Annotated in this window: 14 protein-coding genes; 8 read left to right on the top strand and 6 right to left on the bottom strand. The window is 69.1% G+C overall.

Annotated features, from left to right (window positions below):
- Nucleotides 1-8: 8 nt before the first annotated feature.
- Entirely contained in the window at nt 9-1,799 is a 1,791-nt protein-coding gene (locus Q0568_RS02110) for a glycoside hydrolase family 15 protein (RefSeq protein WP_298861639.1), read from the bottom strand.
- An 82-nt stretch (nt 1,800-1,881) separates the two neighbouring features.
- Between Q0568_RS02110 and Q0568_RS02105 the strand changes: the two genes are divergently transcribed.
- The 5 genes from Q0568_RS02105 (at nt 1,882) to Q0568_RS02085 (ending at nt 8,322) form a co-directional block, all read left to right on the top strand.
- The gene (locus Q0568_RS02105; RefSeq protein ID WP_298861474.1) at nt 1,882-3,267 is read left to right on the top strand and encodes a glucose-6-phosphate dehydrogenase; all 1,386 of its coding nucleotides are present in this window, start codon (nt 1,882-1,884) and stop codon (nt 3,265-3,267) included.
- A 229-nt stretch (nt 3,268-3,496) separates the two neighbouring features.
- A complete protein-coding gene (locus Q0568_RS02100; RefSeq protein ID WP_298861471.1) occupies nt 3,497-4,315 on the top strand; it encodes a tryptophan-rich sensory protein in 819 nt (272 codons plus the stop codon).
- Entirely contained in the window at nt 4,312-5,958 is a 1,647-nt protein-coding gene (locus Q0568_RS02095) for an MFS transporter (RefSeq protein WP_298861468.1), read from the top strand. Before Q0568_RS02100 ends, Q0568_RS02095 begins: the two co-directional genes overlap by 4 nt.
- A 2-nt stretch (nt 5,959-5,960) precedes the next feature.
- Nucleotides 5,961-6,950, top strand: coding sequence for an alpha/beta hydrolase (locus tag Q0568_RS02090; protein ID WP_298861465.1), 990 nt, complete (start codon nt 5,961-5,963; stop codon nt 6,948-6,950).
- A 31-nt stretch (nt 6,951-6,981) separates the two neighbouring features.
- On the top strand, nt 6,982-8,322 hold the full coding sequence (locus Q0568_RS02085) for a deoxyribodipyrimidine photo-lyase (protein WP_298861463.1): 1,341 nt from the start codon (nt 6,982-6,984) through the stop codon (nt 8,320-8,322).
- 7 nt (nt 8,323-8,329) lie between these two features.
- Here the strand turns inward: Q0568_RS02085 and Q0568_RS02080 are convergent, their stop codons facing one another.
- The 4 genes from Q0568_RS02080 to coaBC form a co-directional block, all read right to left on the bottom strand.
- On the bottom strand, nt 8,330-8,935 hold the full coding sequence (locus tag Q0568_RS02080; protein ID WP_298861460.1) for an FABP family protein: 606 nt from the start codon (nt 8,933-8,935) through the stop codon (nt 8,330-8,332).
- Between the two features lie 99 nt (nt 8,936-9,034).
- The gene (locus tag Q0568_RS02075; RefSeq protein WP_298861457.1) at nt 9,035-9,955 is read right to left on the bottom strand and encodes a LysR substrate-binding domain-containing protein; all 921 of its coding nucleotides are present in this window, start codon (nt 9,953-9,955) and stop codon (nt 9,035-9,037) included.
- Complete coding sequence (locus Q0568_RS02070) at nt 9,952-12,129, bottom strand: AAA family ATPase (RefSeq protein ID WP_298861454.1); 2,178 nt, start codon at nt 12,127-12,129, stop codon at nt 9,952-9,954. The genes Q0568_RS02075 and Q0568_RS02070 overlap by 4 nt, the downstream gene beginning before the upstream one ends.
- Nucleotides 12,130-12,201: 72 nt before the next feature.
- On the bottom strand, nt 12,202-13,407 hold the full coding sequence (gene coaBC, locus Q0568_RS02065; protein ID WP_298861451.1) for a bifunctional phosphopantothenoylcysteine decarboxylase/phosphopantothenate--cysteine ligase CoaBC: 1,206 nt from the start codon (nt 13,405-13,407) through the stop codon (nt 12,202-12,204).
- 49 nt (nt 13,408-13,456) lie between these two features.
- On the opposite strand from coaBC, the gene Q0568_RS02060 reads away from it, so the two are divergent.
- Entirely contained in the window at nt 13,457-14,143 is a 687-nt protein-coding gene (locus tag Q0568_RS02060) for an NRDE family protein (protein ID WP_298861448.1), read from the top strand.
- A gap of 4 nt (nt 14,144-14,147) precedes the next feature.
- On the opposite strand, the gene Q0568_RS02055 is transcribed toward Q0568_RS02060, so the two are convergent.
- Complete coding sequence (locus Q0568_RS02055) at nt 14,148-15,362, bottom strand: glycosyltransferase (RefSeq protein ID WP_298861445.1); 1,215 nt, start codon at nt 15,360-15,362, stop codon at nt 14,148-14,150.
- Between the two features lie 170 nt (nt 15,363-15,532).
- On the opposite strand from Q0568_RS02055, the gene Q0568_RS02050 reads away from it, so the two are divergent.
- A complete protein-coding gene (locus tag Q0568_RS02050; RefSeq protein ID WP_298861442.1) occupies nt 15,533-16,132 on the top strand; it encodes an XRE family transcriptional regulator in 600 nt (199 codons plus the stop codon).
- 2 nt (nt 16,133-16,134) lie between these two features.
- Nucleotides 16,135-17,322 carry a CaiB/BaiF CoA-transferase family protein gene (locus Q0568_RS02045; RefSeq protein ID WP_298861439.1) on the top strand — a complete coding sequence of 396 codons (1,188 nt, stop codon included), beginning with the start codon at nt 16,135-16,137 and terminating at the stop codon, nt 17,320-17,322.
- Nucleotides 17,323-17,432: the final 110 nt, after the last annotated feature.

Here is a 17,432-nt window from a genome sequence, read left to right as displayed (position 1 = left end):
CTTCGGGTTCAGCGCGGCCGGTGCTCGGTGCGCGTCAGCGCATCGGCGGCGCGCACGAGGGCGAGGTGCGAAAAGGCCTGCGGGGTGTTGCCGACCTGGCGCCGGCCTTCCGGGTCGTATTCCTCCGACAGCATCCCCAGATCGTTGGCGAGCGCGCACAGCCGGTCCATCAGCTCTCGCGCCTCGTCTTCCCGGCCCGTCACCGCGTACTGCTCCACGAGCCAGAACGAGCAGGCCAGGAACGGGCTCTCCCCGCCGGCGAGTCCGTCCACGCCGGTGCCCGTGCGGTAGCGATGCAGCAGACCGTCGCGCATGAGCGTCTGCTCGATGCGCTCGACCGTCGCCAGCATCCGCGGGTCGTCAGGTGCGCAGTACCCCACCTGCGGCAGCAGCAGCAGCGACGCGTCCACCTCGCCGCTTCCGTAGTACTGCGTGAAGTACCCGTCTGCCACTCCCCCGCGGTCGATCTCGGTCCGCAGCCGATCGCGCAGTTCGCGCCACCGCTGCACCGGACCCTCCAGGCCGAAGTCCTCCACGGCGCGCACGCCGCGGTCGAAGGCCGCCCACATCATCACCCGGGAGTGCGTGAACATGTGCGGCTCCCCGCGGATCTCCCACAGCCCCTGATCCGGCCGCTCGATCTGCTCGCCCGCGAACCGCAGCAGCTGGCGCTCGAGCGACCAGGAGAACTTCGACTCCTCCAGGCCCGCCGACCGCGCGGCGGACAGCGTCACCAGCACCTCGCCGACCACGTCGGCCTGGTACTGCGAGGCCGCACCATTGCCGATCCGCACCGGCGCGGATGCGGCGAAGCCGGGCAGCGAGTTCAGCTCCCGCTCCGTCAGATCCCGCTCCCCTGCGAGCCCGTACATGATCTGCAGGTCGGCCGGGTCGCCTGCGACCGCCCGCAACAGCCATTCCCGCCAGCGATCCGCGAGCATGAGGAACCCGTGATCGAGCAGCGCTTCCAGCGTCAGCGCGGCATCGCGCAGCCACACGTAGCGGTAATCCCAGTTTCGCTCTCCGCCGAGGTCCTCCGGCAGGGACATGGTCGCCGCGGCCGCGATGCCGCCGGTCTCGTGGTTGGTGAGGGCGCGCAGGATCAGCAGCGACCGCACCACGGACCCGTGATACGGTCCGTTGTGCTCGATCCGGTCTGCCCAGTCCTGCCACCACGTCTTCGTGCGCTCCAGCTCGGCGTTCACCTCCAGCGGCTCAGGCACGTCGAGGTGCGAGGGGAACCAGGTCAGCTGGAGGTCGCGCACCTCCGCTGCCGCGACGGTCACCTGCCCGTGATGCTCGTGGTCGGCCGCCTTCAGCGCTGCGCCGCGCAGGACGACGGCATCCGGTCCCGCCATCGCCACCAGCCGCGGATGGTGCGATGTGCCGGTCTGGCGCACCCAGGGCATCGCCCTGGCGTAGTCGAAGCGGATGCTGACCCGCTGCTCGAACGTCATCTGGCCCCGCACGCCCACGACGCGCCGCACCAGGTCGGTGCGGCGGATGTCCCCGCCGGGGTCCGGATCGATGGGCATGAAGTCGTGCACCTCGGCCACGGCATCCGCGCTCTCCCATCGGGTGATGAGCACGAACGTGTCGTGGTCGTAGCGCCTCGTGACCCGGGTAGTCGCATCGACCGGTCTCAGCGACCAGCGTCCGTGCGCGTCGTCGCCGAGCAGTCCGCCGAAGGTGCTCGCCGAGTCGAGCCGTGGCAGGCAGAGCCAGTCCACACTCCCCTCCCGGGACACCAGGGCCGCCGTACGACAATTGCTGAGCAGGGCATATTCCTCGATTCGCATGGCCACGTCGGTCAGTCTCGCACTTGCGGCATGCCGAATCCAGCCCCTTGCTTTCATCAGCGGTGCGACTAGCGTCGATGCCATGTCGACGACCACGCTCCTCATCCTCGGCGCGTCCGGTGACCTCACGTCCCGGCTGCTGCTGCCCGCGATCGGCCAGCTGCTGCGGCGCGAGCCGGACCGGAAGCTGGCGCTGCACGGCGCCGGATCCGATGACTGGAGCCAGGAGAAGTGGCAGCAGACCGTGCAGACATCGTTCGGGTCCTCGGATGCCGCTGACCAGGTCTCACGCGTCGACGGCACCACCTACACGAAGGCCGATGTGACGGACAAGGCCGCACTGTCGGCGCTCGTCAAGGGCGTGCAGGGCCGCCTGGTGATCTACTTCGCGCTGCCGCCGGCGGTGGCCGTGGCCGCCTGCGAGGTGCTGCGCGAAGTGGATCTACCGGAGAACACCGTGCTGGCACTGGAGAAGCCGTTCGGCTCCGATGAGAGCAGCGCACGCGATCTGAATACGCTGCTGCTGCAGCTGGTGCCCGAGGAGCGCATCTTCCGCGTAGACCACTTCCTGGGCCGGTCCACGCTGCTGAACGTGCTGGGCGTGCGCTTCGCCAACCGGCTGGTCGAGCCGGTCTGGTCGGCCGACCACGTGCAGTCCGTGCTGGTGCGCTACGACGAGGCCCTGGCGCTGGAGAATCGCGCGCGGTACTACGACAAGGCGGGTGCCATGATCGACATGATCCAGAGCCACCTGCTGCAGGTGCTGGCGGTCCTGGCCATGGAGCAGCCGCACGACCTGGACGAGCTCGACCTGCGCGACGCCATGGCCGCGGCGCTGCGCGCCACCCGGATCTGGGACGACAACCCCGTGCGGTCCTCCCGCCGTGCGCGCTACACGACAGGGCGCATCGGCACGAAGAGCGACGGGCGCGATGTGCCCTCGTACGTCGACGAGGACGGCGTGGATCCCTCGCACGACACGGAGACGCTGGCGGAGATCACCTGCGAGGTGCACACCGCACGCTGGGCGGGAGTGCCGTTCACGCTGCGCAGCGGCAAGGCCATGAAAGGGCGCCGCGCGGAGATCGTCGTGACTTTCAAGCCCGTGCGGCACATCCCCGAGGGCCTCACCGGCAGGCCGGCCGACGGTGGCATCCTGCGGTTCGTGCTGGGCCCCGACCAGATCGACCTGGAGCTGAACGTCAACGGTGCGGACGACCCGTTCGCGCTGCGCCGCGACGTGCTCTCCAGCAAGCTGGGCAAGGGCACGCTGCTGGCCTACACCGAGGTGCTCAGCGAGATCCTCGACGGCGACGTCGCGCTGTCGGTGCGGGCGGATGCCGCGGAGCAGTGCTGGCGGATCATCCAGCCCGTGCGCGATGCATGGGCCCGGGGCGACGTGCCCATGGACGAATACCCCGCGGGTTCGCGGGGTCCCTCCGACTGGCCGAGCTCGACTCGCTCCTGACTCCCGGATGACCGGATCCGACTGATTTCGCACCGGTCACCGGCTGCACTATCGACGCCGCGGTCAACAAATAGTATGCTTAGCTAGATGTTTGCCTAGCAAACAACTTTGTGGGTGGCGCGAGCGTGGACGCATCAGCGGAATCCGGAACTCTCCGGAGCGAGATCTGATGGTCCTGCGTCGCATCCGGTGATGGCGAGCGGGTCCGAGTGAGGTGGGAGGTTCTGGGATGACGGAAGCGGTGCACCCGAGATCGGTGATTCCCGCGGACCGGATCCGCCAGGTGGTCGTGCTCGTCTCGTTGGTGCTGGCGTTGGCAGGCGCCGCGGTCGGGTCGGGGGCGTTCGGCGGGACGCCGATCCAGAACGCATCCGATGGCGCGCTCAGTGCGGATGCCACGCCGATCGCGCCGGCGGTCCCCGCGTTCTCGATCTGGAGCGTCATCTACCTGGGGCTGGCGGCCTGCGCTGTGTGGCAGGCACTGCCCGGCCGCGCCGCGGATCCTCGGCAACGGGTGCTCGGGTATCCGGTGGCCGCTTCGCTGCTGTTGAATGCGGCGTGGATCCTCAGCGTGCAGGCGGGGCTGTTGGCTCTCAGCGTCGTCGTCATCGCGGCTCTGCTGGCCGTGCTCGCGTTCGCGTTCGCCGTGTGCGTGCGCACTCGGGGCAAGGGCTGGGTCGAGGCGGTGCTGGTCGACGGCGTGATCGGCCTCTATCTCGGCTGGGTGTGCGTGGCGACGGCTGCGAACATCTCGGCGGTGCTGGTGGCGGCAGGGTTCACCGGGTGGGGCGTTCCGGCCGACCTGTGGGCGGTGGTCGTGGTCGGGGTGGCCGGCGCGGTCGGGGTCGCGCTCGCGATGGCCGGGCGGGGTCGGATCGCCCCGAGCCTGTCGCTGTGCTGGGGGCTGGCGTGGCTCGGCGTTGCTCGGCTGAATGGCGAACCGCACTCGGTGCCGGCCGCGACGAGCGCGTTCATCACCGTCGCCATCGTCATCCTGGCGACCATCCTGTGCCGTGCCGCCGCCGTGACCCGGAGCCGACGCTCATGAGCCGTGCGGCGAAGAGGTGGACCAGTCTCGTCTTCATCAGTTTCGCAGTCGCCCTGATCATCGTCGACTCGACGATCGTGAACGTCGCGATCCCGTCGATCGTGCGCGACCTGAAGATCAGTTCGACCCAGGTGCAGTGGGTGCAGGAGAGCTACACGCTGGTGTTTGCCGCGCTCCTTCTCGTTTTCGGCACGCTGGCCGACCGCTTCGGTCGCCGGCTCATGCTGCTCGTCGGCGTCGGCGTGTTCGTCGGGGCGTCCGTACTGGCCGCGCTCGCACCCACCGGGGACCTGCTGATCGGCGCACGGGTGGTGCAGGGCATCGGCGGCGCCATGGTGCTGCCCACCACGCTGTCGCTCATCAACGCGGGATTCCGCGGTCGTGACCGGGGCATCGCGTTCGCGGTCTGGGGCTCGACGATCGGCGGCATGGTGGCGGTGGGACCGTTGCTGGGCGGCTGGCTCACGACCTACTACTCGTGGCGCTGGGCCTTCGGCATCAACGTGCCGCTGGGCATCGCGGTGCTGGTCGGGGTGCTCGCGACCGTCACGGAGTCCAAGGACACAGAGGGCACGCGGCGCCTCGACATCGTCGGGGCCGTGCTCTCGGTGATCGCCAGCGCCACCCTGGTGTTCGGGCTGATCGAAGGACGCACCTACGGCTGGTGGCTTGCCGACGATGACCACCGGCTCGAGCTGGGCGGCTGGAAGTGGCCGTTCGAGCTCTCGCCGGTGCCGCTCGCGTTCGCGGTGTCGGCGCTCTCGGTCGTGGCGTTCATCTGGTGGGGCGTGCGGCGCATGCGGCGCGGAGAGCCGACTCTGCTCGCCCTGTCGCTGTTCAGCATCCCGTCGTTCCGAAACGGCAACATCGCCGCCCTGATCGTCTCGCTCGGTGAGTTCGGGATCGTGCTGTCGTTGCCGCTGTGGCTGCAGAACGTGATCGGCTATGACGCGTTGCAGACCGGTTTCGTGCTGCTCGCCTTGGCCGTCGGGTCGTTCGTCGCCAGTGGGCTCTCCGCCGCGTTCAGCCGAAAGCTGACGCCGATCGTCCTGGTGCGTGTGGGCATCGCGGCCGAGATCATCGGGGTCGCCGGCCTGGGATTCGTGATCAGTGCATCGGCCGGCTGGCTCGACGTCACTCCCTTCCTGTTCGTCTACGGCATCGGGCTGGGCATGGCGACGGCGCAATTGACCGGCGTGGTTCTGAACGATGTTCCGATCAACCTCAGCGGGCAGGGCTCGGGCACGCAGAGCACAGCACGGCAGATCGGCTCGGCGCTGGGCATCGCGATCCTCGGCACCATCCTGTTCACATCCACGGGCTCGGCACTGGATGCCCGCCTCGCCGATCAGCACGCGCTGCCCCCGCAAGCGCGCTCGAGCATCGTCGACACGGTGGTGGTCAGCGCGGGAGGTGCGATTCCTGGCATCGCGGAGAAGGACGCCGCTGTCGGCACCGCGGCGAAGGATGCCTTCAGCGACGGCACCCGCTATTCCGCGTTCGCGGCCGCCGGATTCCTCGCGTTGGGGTTGATCGCGACGCTGCGGCTCGGCTCGGGCCGTGCCGGCGCCGATCGTGAGACGGGGGACGAGGCGGGGGACGAGAGCGACAGCGACCCGGCAGCCGGCGGCGGGCGGTGGTGATCGTGGAGTCCACTCCGGCCGGGCGGCGCGGCATCCTGGCGTGGGCGTCGATCGTCGTCGCCACCGCCGCGATCGCTATCGTCGTCTGGGTTGTGACGACACTCGGCGCGACACTGGTGCACCTGCATCCGGCCTATCCGGTCGTGCTGGGGGCTGTCCTCCTCATCGCCCCGCTGGCACTGTGGCGCAACATCGTGCGTCGGGCGCGCAGACGGGGCTGGCGTGCGGTGGCGCGGGCGGTGACTCTCGTGCTCGCGGCCGCCGGTGTCGCCGCCATCGCGTGGCTGAAGCCCTTCGCGGCGGCGCAGCCCGCCCTGACGGCCATGCGATCGGATGCCTACGTTCGCGTCATCGAGACCGCCACCCAGATCACGATGGCGCCGCGGGGGGAGACCGCGCCGGCGGCGCAGCGCGAAGTCGGCGTGTTCTTCCAGCCGGGGGCGCTCGTGGATGCCAGGGCCTACGCGGCCGTGCTGAGACCGTTGGCGCGGGCGGGGCACCCCATCGTGATCGCCAAACAGCCGTTGAACATCGCGTTCCTGGCCACCGGGGCGTTCGATGCGGCCCGCGACGCGCATCCCGCGGTCACCTCCTGGGTGCTGGGTGGTCATTCGCTGGGTGGCACGGTGGCCGCGCTGCAGGCCGACAGCGGCCAGACCACGTCGCGGGCGCCGGCGGTCGGCCTGCTGTTGTATGCGTCGTACCCGGCGGGCGACCTCAGTTCGTCGCTGCGCATCCCGGTGGAGTCGATCTCCGGCAGCAGGGACGGGCTGGCAACGCCGGCGAAGATCTCGGCGTCCCGGTCGGACCTGCCGGCCGATACGCGGTTCACCGTCATCCGGGGTGCGTCCCACGCGCAGTTCGGCAGCTACGGGCCGCAGCCCGGCGACCGTGAGCCGACCATCCCCGACCAGGATGCGCGCACGCAGATCGCCGCGGCCAGCCTGAGCTTCCTCGCGGTGATTTCAGCAGAGGGCGGATCAGGACGATGAAGGTGCCGCCCCACGGACGGGAAGAGACGAGATGACGACGCTGGTGTGGTTCCGTGACGACCTGCGATTGGCGGACAACCCGGCCCTGTCGGTCGGCAGAGACGACGCCGACGGGGTGGTCTGCCTGTACGTCCACGACGAGGAGAGCCCCGGCATCCGCTCTCTGGGCGCGGCTGCACGGTGGTGGCTGCACCATTCCCTGCGATCGCTTGCGGCATCGCTTGCTGAGTGGGGCGTCCCCTTGGTACTGCGCACGGGCGCCGCCGACGCAGTGGTGCGTGAGGTGGTCGCCGAAGTCGGCGCCGACGCCGTGGTGTGGAACCGGAGGTACGGCGGTGCCGAACGCTTGCTGGATGCCGCGCTGAAGAAGGGCCTGCGCGACGACGGCATCGACACCCGGTCATTTCCCGCGGGCATGCTGCACGAGCCGTGGACGATCCAGACGAGTGGGGGCACGCCGTTCCAGGTGTATTCCGCGTTCTGGCGTGCGTGCCTGCGGATGCCGGAACCGCGGCATCCGCTGCCGGCGCCGGACACGCTCACGGCCGCGAAGAGGCAGCTGCGGTCGGACGACCTGGACTCCTGGGGACTCCTGCCACACGACCCGGACTGGGCCAGTGAGTTCGGACAGCGCTGGACGCCGGGCGAGAAGAGCGCCACCGCAGCACTGACGTCGTTCCTGGCCGAGCGAGTGGACGACTATGCCGACGGCCGGGACATGCTGGCGCTGCCCGCCACGTCCGGACTCTCCCCGCATCTGCGCTGGGGCGAGATCAGCCCGCATACGATCTGGCACCGAGCGCGGGCCGCCGAGGGAGACGTCCAGGGATTCCTCGGCGAGCTGGGATGGCGCGAGTTCGCCTGGTACACCCTCTTCCATCGGCCGGGGCTTGCCGAGGAGAACATCGACCGGCGCTTCGATCGGTTCGAGTGGGCGGAGCCTGAGCAGGAGCTGCTCGACGCCTGGCGGAAGGGCAGGACGGGCTTTCCCGTCGTCGATGCGGGCATGCGCGAACTGTGGCGGACGGGCACGATGCACAACCGTGCCCGCATGATCACCGCCTCGTTCCTCACCAAGAACCTGCTGCTGGACTGGCGGATCGGCGAGAGCTGGTTCTGGGACACCCTGGTGGATGCCGACGCCGCGAACAACCCATTCAACTGGCAATGGGTCGCCGGTTGCGGAGCAGACGCGGCACCCTATTTCAGAGTCTTCAACCCGCTGCTGCAGCAGAAGAAGTTCGACCCGCACGGCACATACGTTCAGCGCTGGGCACCGGAGTCCGAAGGACTCGATCCGATCGTCGACCTGAAGGAGACGCGCCGGCGGGCCCTCGCCGCGTTCGACGCCACCAAGAACGGCCGTCCGTGAGCCGAGCTCAGTTGAACTCGGAGCCCGGGTGGTAGCGCTTCACGCGGTGCAGCGTGTTGGTGTCGGTGTGGTCCATCTCCACGCCGCCGAGGGCGCCGAGCTTCAGCACCAGGGTCTGCGTGTAGGTGAACGTCTCGTCCTCGTTGAACGTGAAGGTGCCCTCGAAGCCGCGCAGCTCGGCGCGGCCCGACAGGTACTTGTTCTGCAGGATGCCGTAGTTCGGGTCACCCGGGGTGGCCTTGAACGAGAACGAGTTGTCGTAGGCGTCCGCCTCGCCGCCGGCCATCAGCGCGATGCCGCGGCCGAAGACCACGTTGCGGATGACCTGCCGAGTGGAGGGCTCCCAGAGCAGGTAGCCGACCTCGTCGTGGAATGGGTCCATCGCCTCTTCGCCGTGCCGCCACGCCTTCATGCCGTAGGTCAGGCCCTCGATGCGCTGCTGGCCGTTCTCCTGCAGCGGGATCGGACGGAACCAGGCCTTCTCGAAGTAGCCGGTGGGGGTCGTCTCGTCGTCGCGGTTGTGGTACGACACGTCGGTTCCCGTGTCGCCCTCCCACTCGCCGACCAGCCAGGTCAGCGGTCCCAGCCGCCGGGGTCCGTGCACGTTCGCCATTTTCCTGTCCTCCTTCGGGCAGATGCTGCCCGCATCCAGTCTATGAATGCCTTATGAGGACGTCCAATCAATTGATTCTCAATCGATGATAGGCATTGCCTATTCTGCGACGGCGCGTGGTGGATCCAGCAGCCCCGCCGGAAGGTCGCGGATGACGTCCGCGATGCCACTGAGCAGTTCGCCTCCCACCGCCGAGGTGCGCCACAGCATGGCCATCGTGCGGGCAGGCGCGGGACCTGCGAACGGCGTCACGGTCAGCGACACGGTCCGGGCGATCGGGGGCTGCACGGCCAGCACCGGCAGCAGGGTGATGCCGACGTCGACAGCCACCATCTCGCGCAGCGTCTCCAGGCTCGTCGCCCGGAAGTCGCCCTTCTCCGACGCTCCGGCCAGCGTGCAGACATCCAGCGCCTGGTCGCGCAGGCAGTGCCCCTGCTCCAGCAGCAGCAGCTGCTCGCCGGCCAGGTCATCGACGGCCAGATCGGGCTTGCCCGCCAGGTGATGCCCGGTCGGCGTGGCCAGCACGAACGGCTCCTGGAACAGCACCTCGGTGCGCAGCCCGGCATCCTCCACGGGCAGCGCGCAGATCACGGCATCCAGGGCGCCGGCATTCAGCCGGGCCAGCAGTGCGTCGGTCTTGTCCTCCACGAGCCGCAGCTGCACGCGCGGGTACCGGTCCCGCACGCGGCGCAGCACGTGCGGCATGAGATAGGGGCCGGAGGTGGGCAGCACGCCCAGCTGCAGGATGCCGGACTCGGGGTCCTGCGCGGCGCGGGCCAGCGCCTCCATGTCGGCCACCGCGCTCAGCGCCGCCTGCGCGCGCTCGACGACCTGCGCACCCACGGGCGTGAGCAGCACGCCGCCGCGGGCGCGCTCGACGAGCGTCACTCCCAGCTCGCGCTCGAGCTTGCGGATCTGCGTCGACAGCGTGGGCTGGCTGACGTAGCAGGCCGCCGCCGCCCGCCCGAAGTGGCCCTCCTCGGCGACGGCGACCAGGTACGACAGATCGCGCAGATTCACACCGCAGCCCCGGATGCTGTGCCGGAGTCGTCGCTGGTGAGCACCAGTCCCGAGCCGTCGGCCGCGACGTCCACGCGCACGGTGTCGCCGTCGTGCACGGCGCCGGACAGCAGCGCGGTGGCGAGCCGGTTCTGCACCTCGGTCTGGATGAGCCGGCGCAGCGGACGGGCGCCGAACACCGGGTCGTAGCCGCGCTCGGCCAGCCACGACCGGGCATCCGGGGTGACGGCCAGCGTGAGCCGGCGATCGCCGAGGCGCCGCTGCAGGGCATCCACCGACAGCTCCACGATCTGCGCCAGGTCGTCCTGCGTGAGCGCGGCGAACATCACGATGTCGTCGAGCCGGTTCAGGAACTCGGGGCGGAACGACTGCCGCACCAGCGCCATCACCTGCTCGCGCTTCTGATCCGTGCTCAGCAGCGGGTCGATGAGGATCGGCGAGCCGATGTTGCTGGTGAGGATGAGGATCACGTTGGAGAAGTCCACCGTGCGGCCCTGGCCGTCGGTGAGCCGGCCGTCGTCGAGCACCTGCAGCAGCACGTCGAACACCTCGGGGTGCGCCTTCTCGACCTCGTCCAGCAGCACGACGCTGTAGGGGCGCCGGCGCACGGCCTCGGTCAGCTGACCGCCCTGCTCGTAGCCGATGTACCCCGGAGGGGCGCCGACCAGCCGCGATACGGAGTGCTTCTCGCCGTACTCGCTCATGTCGATGCGCACCATGGCGTGCTCATCGTCGAAGAGGAACTCCGCCAGCGCCTTGGCCAGCTCTGTCTTGCCGACACCGGTGGGTCCCAGGAACAGGAACGATCCGGTGGGGCGGCCGGGGTCGCTGATGCCGGCGCGCGAACGCCGAACCGCGTCGGAGACGGCGCGAACGGCATCCTTCTGCCCGATCAGCCGCCTGCCCAGCTCGCTCTCCAGGTGCAGCAGCTTCTCGCTCTCGCCCTGCAGCAGCCGCCCGACGGGGATGCCGGTCCAGGCGGCGATCACGGCGGCGATGTCCTCGTCGGTGACCTGCTCGTTGACCATCCGCCCCTCGCTGGAGACGGCGGCCTCCGAGGCCTCGGCCTCGGCGATCTCGGCCTGCAGGCGCTTGATGGTCTCGTACTCCAGCTTGGACGCGCGGGTGTAGTCGGCATTGCGCATGGCCAGATCGCGCTGGGTGATGGCGTCGTCGAGCTTCTTCTTCAGCTCGCCCACGCGGTTCAGTCCCTGACGCTCGCGGGCCCAGCGCTCCTCGAGTGCGGACAGCTCGCTCTCCAGGCCTGCGAGGTGCTCGCGCAGCGTGGTCAGGCGCTCCTTCGACGCGGCATCCTTCTCGCGCTTGAGGGCAAGCTCCTCGAGCTTCATGCGGTCGACCTGGCGCTTGAGCTCGTCGATCTCCACCGGCGAGGAGTCGATCTCCATCTTCAGGCGCGACATGGCCTCGTCGATCAGGTCGATGGCCTTGTCGGGCAGCTGCCGGCTGGGCAGATAGCGGTGGGAGAGCGCGGCGGCGGCCACCAGCGCGCTGTCGGAGATGGTGACCCCGTGGTGCGCCTCGTAGCGGCCCTTCAGTCCGCGCAGGATGGCGATGGTGTCCTCGACGCTCGGCTCGCCCACGTAGACCTGCTGGAAGCGGCGCTCGAGCGCCGCATCCTTCTCGATGAACTCGCGGTACTCGTTGAGGGTGGTGGCGCCGATCATGCGCAGCTCGCCGCGGGCGAGCATGGGCTTGAGCATGTTGGATGCCGCGACCGACCCCTCGCCGCCGCCCGCGCCCATCAGCACGTGCAGCTCGTCGATGAACGTGATCACCCGGCCCTCGGAGTCGGCGATCTCCTTCAGGACGCTCTTCAGTCGCTCCTCGAACTGGCCGCGGTACATGGCACCGGCGACCAGGGCGGAGATGTCGAGCGAGATGAGCTGCTTGTCCTTGAGCGACTCGGCCACGTCCCCCGCGACGATGCGCTGCGCGAGACCCTCGACCACGGCGGTCTTGCCGACGCCGGGCTCCCCGATCAGGACGGGGTTGTTCTTGGTGCGCCGAGTGAGCACCTGGCTCACCCGGCGGATCTCGCTGTCACGGCCGATCACCGGATCGAGCTTGCCCTGGCGGGCTCGATCGGTGAGGTTGATGCCGAACTGCTCGAGGGCGCTCTGCTGCTCTTCGTTCTGCTGTGCGGGGTTGGTCATTCGTTCCTCCTGAGGAGACTCCTTCAAAGTTGAGTGGTGATGACTCAACTTTAGCAGAATGACGGCTTCCGGTCACCCGAGATTCGCTGAGATCACGTCCCAGATGTCGTCGGCGACGGCGCGCTTGGAACCGGATGCCCGTGACAGCACGGCTCCGTTCTCGCCGATCACCTGCACGGCGTTGGTGGCGGACTCGAAACCGCGGTCCCAGCCGACCTCGTTGACCACCAGCAGGTCGACGCCCTTGCGCTCGCGCTTGCGACGGGCGCGCGCGATCATCTCGTCGGCGTCCTGCGGGGTCTCGGCCGCGAACGCGACGACGATCTGTCCCGGATGCCGGCGGGCGGCCAGCCCCGCGACGATGTCCTCGTTCTGCACGAGGTCGATGCTCTCCAGCGGGCCGGACTCCTTGGTGAGCTTGGCGTCGGCGACCTCGGCAGGCCGGTAATCGGCGACGGCCGCGGCCATCACGATCACGGCCGCGTCCTCGGCGGCACGGCGCATGGCGTCGCCGAGTTCGGCTGCGGTCCCTGCGTGCTCGACGCGGATGAGCGGATGCTGAACAGCATCCGCCAGCACTCCTCCGTCGATGTTCGCGGCGACCAGCACCACCTCGGCGCCGCGGTCGGCCGCGGCCAGCGCGAGAGCTGTGCCCTGCCTGCCGCTGGAGCGGTTGCCCAGGAACCGCACCGGGTCGAGGGGCTCGCGGGTGCCGCCCGCGGAGACGACGACGCGCAGACCGTCCAGATCGCGTTCGGCGATCAGCGCGAGCGCCCGCTCGGCGATCTGCTCGGGCTCCAGCATCCGCCCCGGCCCGGAGTCGCCTCCGGTGAGCTCGCCCTCGGCGGGGCCGAGGATGGCGACGCCGCGCTCGCGCAGGGTGTCGATGTTCGCCTGGGTGGCCGGGTGGAGCCACATCTCGGTGTGCATGGCGGGGGCGATGGCGACCGGCGCGGTGGTGGCCAGCAGCGTGGTGCCCAGCAGGTCGTCGGCCAAGCCCGCGGCCATCTTCGCGATGGTATTGGCGGTGGCGGGCGCGACGATCACGAGCTCGGCCGCCTGCCCGAGGGCGACATGGCGCACCTTCGCGACGTCGTCGTGCACGCTGGTGGTGACCGGATGCCGGCTGATGGCCTCCCACGTCGGCAGGCCCACGAAGCGCAGCGCATCCTCGGTGGGGATGACCGTCACCTCGTGCCCGTCCTTGATGAGCAGGCGCACCAGGTGCACCGCCTTGTACGCGGCGATGCCGCCGGTGACTCCCACGACGATGTTCACGTCTTGATTCTGCCCCAGGGGTGCGACGCGCGCCCATAGACTCGTGCACGTGTGCACCGTGGTGATCGATGTCGCAGACGCCGGAGCGCGGCTGCTGGCCGTGCGCGACGAGGATCCGCAGCGCGCCTGGGACGATCTGGGCGAGTGGTGGCCGGAAGAGTATCCGGGCGTGATCGGCATCCATGACCGTCGTGCCGGAGGCGCGTGGCTGGCTGTCAGTCCGCGTGAGCGCCGCCTGGCCGTGCTGCTGAACCGCGCCGACACGCTCGATCCCTCCCTCGAGGCGCTCTCCCGCGGTTCGCTGGCACTGGAGTCCGTCGCGGGGCGCTCCCCCGAGGCTCCGCTGCGGATGCACGGCTTCAACCTGCTGGAGGTCACGCCGTCGGGATCCCGCGTGCTGCACTGGGATGGCGCCGAGCTGCGCGAGACGCCCGTGCCGCACGGCGTGCACATGATCGCGCACGACGACCTCGACGATCCGCGCACGGCCCGCATCGAGGCGTGGCTGCCGGAGTTCGCCGCCGCCCGCCCCGAAGACGACGGCTGGGCGGATCGGTGGGTCGCCCTGCTGGCGCGCAGCGCACAGCTGAGTCCCGACGACGATCGAGCCATCATCCGCGACAACAACGCGCACGGCTACCCGACCGAGTCGCTGCTGTACTGCACGGCCGAGGTCCAGGCGGATGCCGCGAGCGTGCGCTCGCACGTGCTGGCCGAACCCGGCCGCTGGGACTGATCCGTCAGGCCGGCAGCGGCTCGTCGCGGTACAGCGCCTCGAAGGTGTCCAGCGTGCGGTTGATGTCGTGCACGGCAACGCCGTCGAGCGACGCCCGCTGCATCCGCTCGTACTCCGCAGGCTCGGCGGTCAGCACCTTCGTGAGCTTCTCGGCGAGGTCGTCGACGTCCCCCGGCTCGAACAGGTAGCCGTTCTCGCCGTCGTGCACGAGATGCGGCAGGGCGACGGCGTTCGCGCCGACGACCGGCAGGGCGGATGCCATGGCCTCCATCGTCACGATCGACTGCAGCTCGGCGATCGAGGCGATCACGAACAGAGATGCCTGCGAGTACAGCTCGCGCAGCTGCTCGTCGGTGACGCGACCGTGGAAGGTGACGCGATCCTCGAGCCCGAGGTGGTGGGTGAGGGCCTCCAGGGCCTTGCGCTGGTCGCCGCCGCCGGCGATGTCGAAGTGCACGTCCAGTGCGGGATCGAGCTTCGCCAGGGCGTGCAGCACGACATCCACCTTCTTCTCGCCGGTCAGGCGGCCGACGAACAGGATGCGGTTCTGCTTCCGCGGGCCGATGATCGGCGTGTAATTGCGCCGATCGATACCGCACGAGATGGGGATCACACCGGTGATGTCGATGGTGTGCTCGAGGAAGTCGGCGGCCTTGCGCGTGGGCGTGGTGACGGCACGGGTCAGGTCGAAGGTGCGCTTGGCGTCGTCCCAGGCGAACTTGAGCACGATCCTGTTGATGAAGTCCGGCATGGTGGTGTGGTCGAGGATGTTCTCGGCCATCACGTGGTTGGTGGCGATGATCGGGATGCCGCGCTGGTGCGCGATGCGGGACAGGCCCCGGCCGATGACGATGTGCGATTGGATGTGCACCACGTCGGGCTGCACCTCGTCGAGCACGGTGCGGGCATAGTGCTTGGAGCGCCACGGCCAGATGAACCGCAGCCAGTCGTGCGGCAGCCAGCGCACCGCCGGCAGCCGGTGCATGATGACCGGCTCGCCCTCGATGATCTCGGTGTGCGTGGCCGAGCGGCGGTACGCCGAGTTGGGGGCGACGACGTGCACCTCGTGACCGCGCTGCACCAGCCCGGCGGCCAGGCGCTCGGCGAAGCGGGCAGCGCCGTTGATATCGGGCGCGAAGGTGTCGCAGCCGATGAGGATCTTCAGGGGACGCGGTTCCGGGGTCGCCGAAGCATCGTGCGGATCGTCGGAAGATGTCACAGGGGTAGCTGCTCCTCATGCGGCCGGATGATGCCCGGTCGGGCGCACGCAACTCTACCCGAGGGGTCTGTCATCGGGACGGAGCCGGAGCCGGCCGGAATGCCGCCCGATGCCACGGCTACAGTGAAGGTGTTCACTATATTTGAACTCCAGCCGCAACGGGAGAAGCCATGAGCACCACCACATCCTCCGGGCCGGCGGTCGCGGACCTGCTCGAGGGGATCGGTGAGACCGTCCGCTCGCTGCGGAAGAAGAAGAAGCTCACACTCGCGGATCTCGCCACTGCCACCGGTTTGAGCCCCGCGATCATCAGCCAGCTCGAGCGCGGACTGGCCAACCCGTCGTTCACGACACTCGCCCAGCTCGCCCACGGGCTGGACATCCCCGTCGGCAAGCTGCTTCCCGCCTTCCAGGAGTCCAAGTCGCCCGTGGTGCGCCGTCACGAGCGCCGAGACCTGCGCCGCGCGACACCCGAGGGCGCGGGCCAAGCCGTCTACGAGCTGCTGGTGCCCGATCTCAATGGGGCGCTCGAAGCGCTCTGGGTCGTCACGGACCCCGGCCACGACACGAGCACGACACCCTTCACTCACGGCGGAGAGGAGTTCGGGCTCATCATCTCCGGCCGGATGGAGGTCTGCATCGGCGAAGAGGAGTTCGCACTCGAGACAGGCGACTCCATCCGCTTCGACTCCACGAAGCCGCACTGGTTCCGCAACTCGTCCTCCGAGCAATGCGTCGCCGTGTGGGTCAACACCCCTCCCACCTGGTGACCATGCCCGATCCCACCCGCCCCCTCGACGGCATCCGCGTGATCGATTTCACGCAGGTGATGCTCGGCCCGTCGTGCACGCAGATGCTCGGCGACTTCGGTGCCGACGTGGTCAAGATCGAGCGACCAGGCGGCGGAGATCTGTCGCGCACCGGGGTGCTGGCCGACACCGGCGGCGACAATCCCGTGTTCCTCGCACTGAACCGCAACAAGCGCGGGATCGTCGTGGATCTGACCACACCGGATGGTCATGAGGCGGTGGCGGACCTGATCCGCGGCGCCGACGTCGTCGTCAGCAACTTCCGGCCCGGTGTGATGGAACGGCTGGGATTCGGTGCGGATGCCGTGGCCGCGCTCAACCCGCGGACGATCTGGGCCTGTGGCTCGGGGTTCGGCTCATCCGGCCCCTACGCGCACAAGGGCGGACAGGACATCCTCGGCCAGTCGTACTCCGGCGTAATGAAGCGTCTGGCCGACCCCGCCTATCCCGTCACGATCTACGCCACCCCGATTGCCGACTACACCACCGGTCTCCATCTCGTGCAGGGAATACTCCTCGCCCTGCTGCAGCGCGAGCGCACCGGCGTCGGACAGCGCGTCGAGGTGAACCTGTACAACTCGATGCTCGCGCTGCAGATGCAGGAGGCGACCACCCGCCTGATGTACGACCAGGAGCTGAACTGGGCGCTCATGCCGCTGAGCGGATGCTTCCCCACCCGCGACTCCGAGATCGTGATCATCGGCGCGTTCAAGGAGAATCCGCTCGCCGACATCTGTCGGGCGCTGGGGCTCCCGGACCTTTCGGCCGATGAGCGCTTCAGCACGCTCGAGAGTCTCAAGAGCCACCGCGACGAGATCCGCCGCATCATCGGCGACCGGCTGCGCGAAGGCACCTCGGCGCACTGGCTCGCCGCGCTGGAGCGGGAGGACGTGCTGTGCGGCCCCGTGCGCACGCTCGCCGAGGCTCTGCAGGATCCGCAGACCGCGCACAACGGGATGATCCTCGAGTTCGAGGATCAGGACGGTCGCGTGATCCGCACCATCGCCCCGCCGATCTCCCTGTCCGACGCCCCTCCCCTTGTCCGTCATTCGCCTCCGCGGTTCGGAGAGCACACCGCCGAGGTGCTCTCCGAACTCGGCTACTCGAGCGCCAGGATCCAGTCGATGAGGACGCGCGGGGCGATTCTCTGAAGTTCTTGTTTGATATTCTAAAAATCTTCAGTACACTGAAACCACCGCACCGAGGCATCCGGATGCCTCACCTCAAGACCGCAGCGAGATGACAGCACCGCCGCCTCGCG

The organism is uncultured Microbacterium sp., assembly GCF_937927635.1.
Classification (GTDB): Bacteria; Actinomycetota; Actinomycetes; order Actinomycetales; family Microbacteriaceae; genus Microbacterium.
This window is presented reverse-complemented; position numbering and strand designations above follow the sequence as displayed.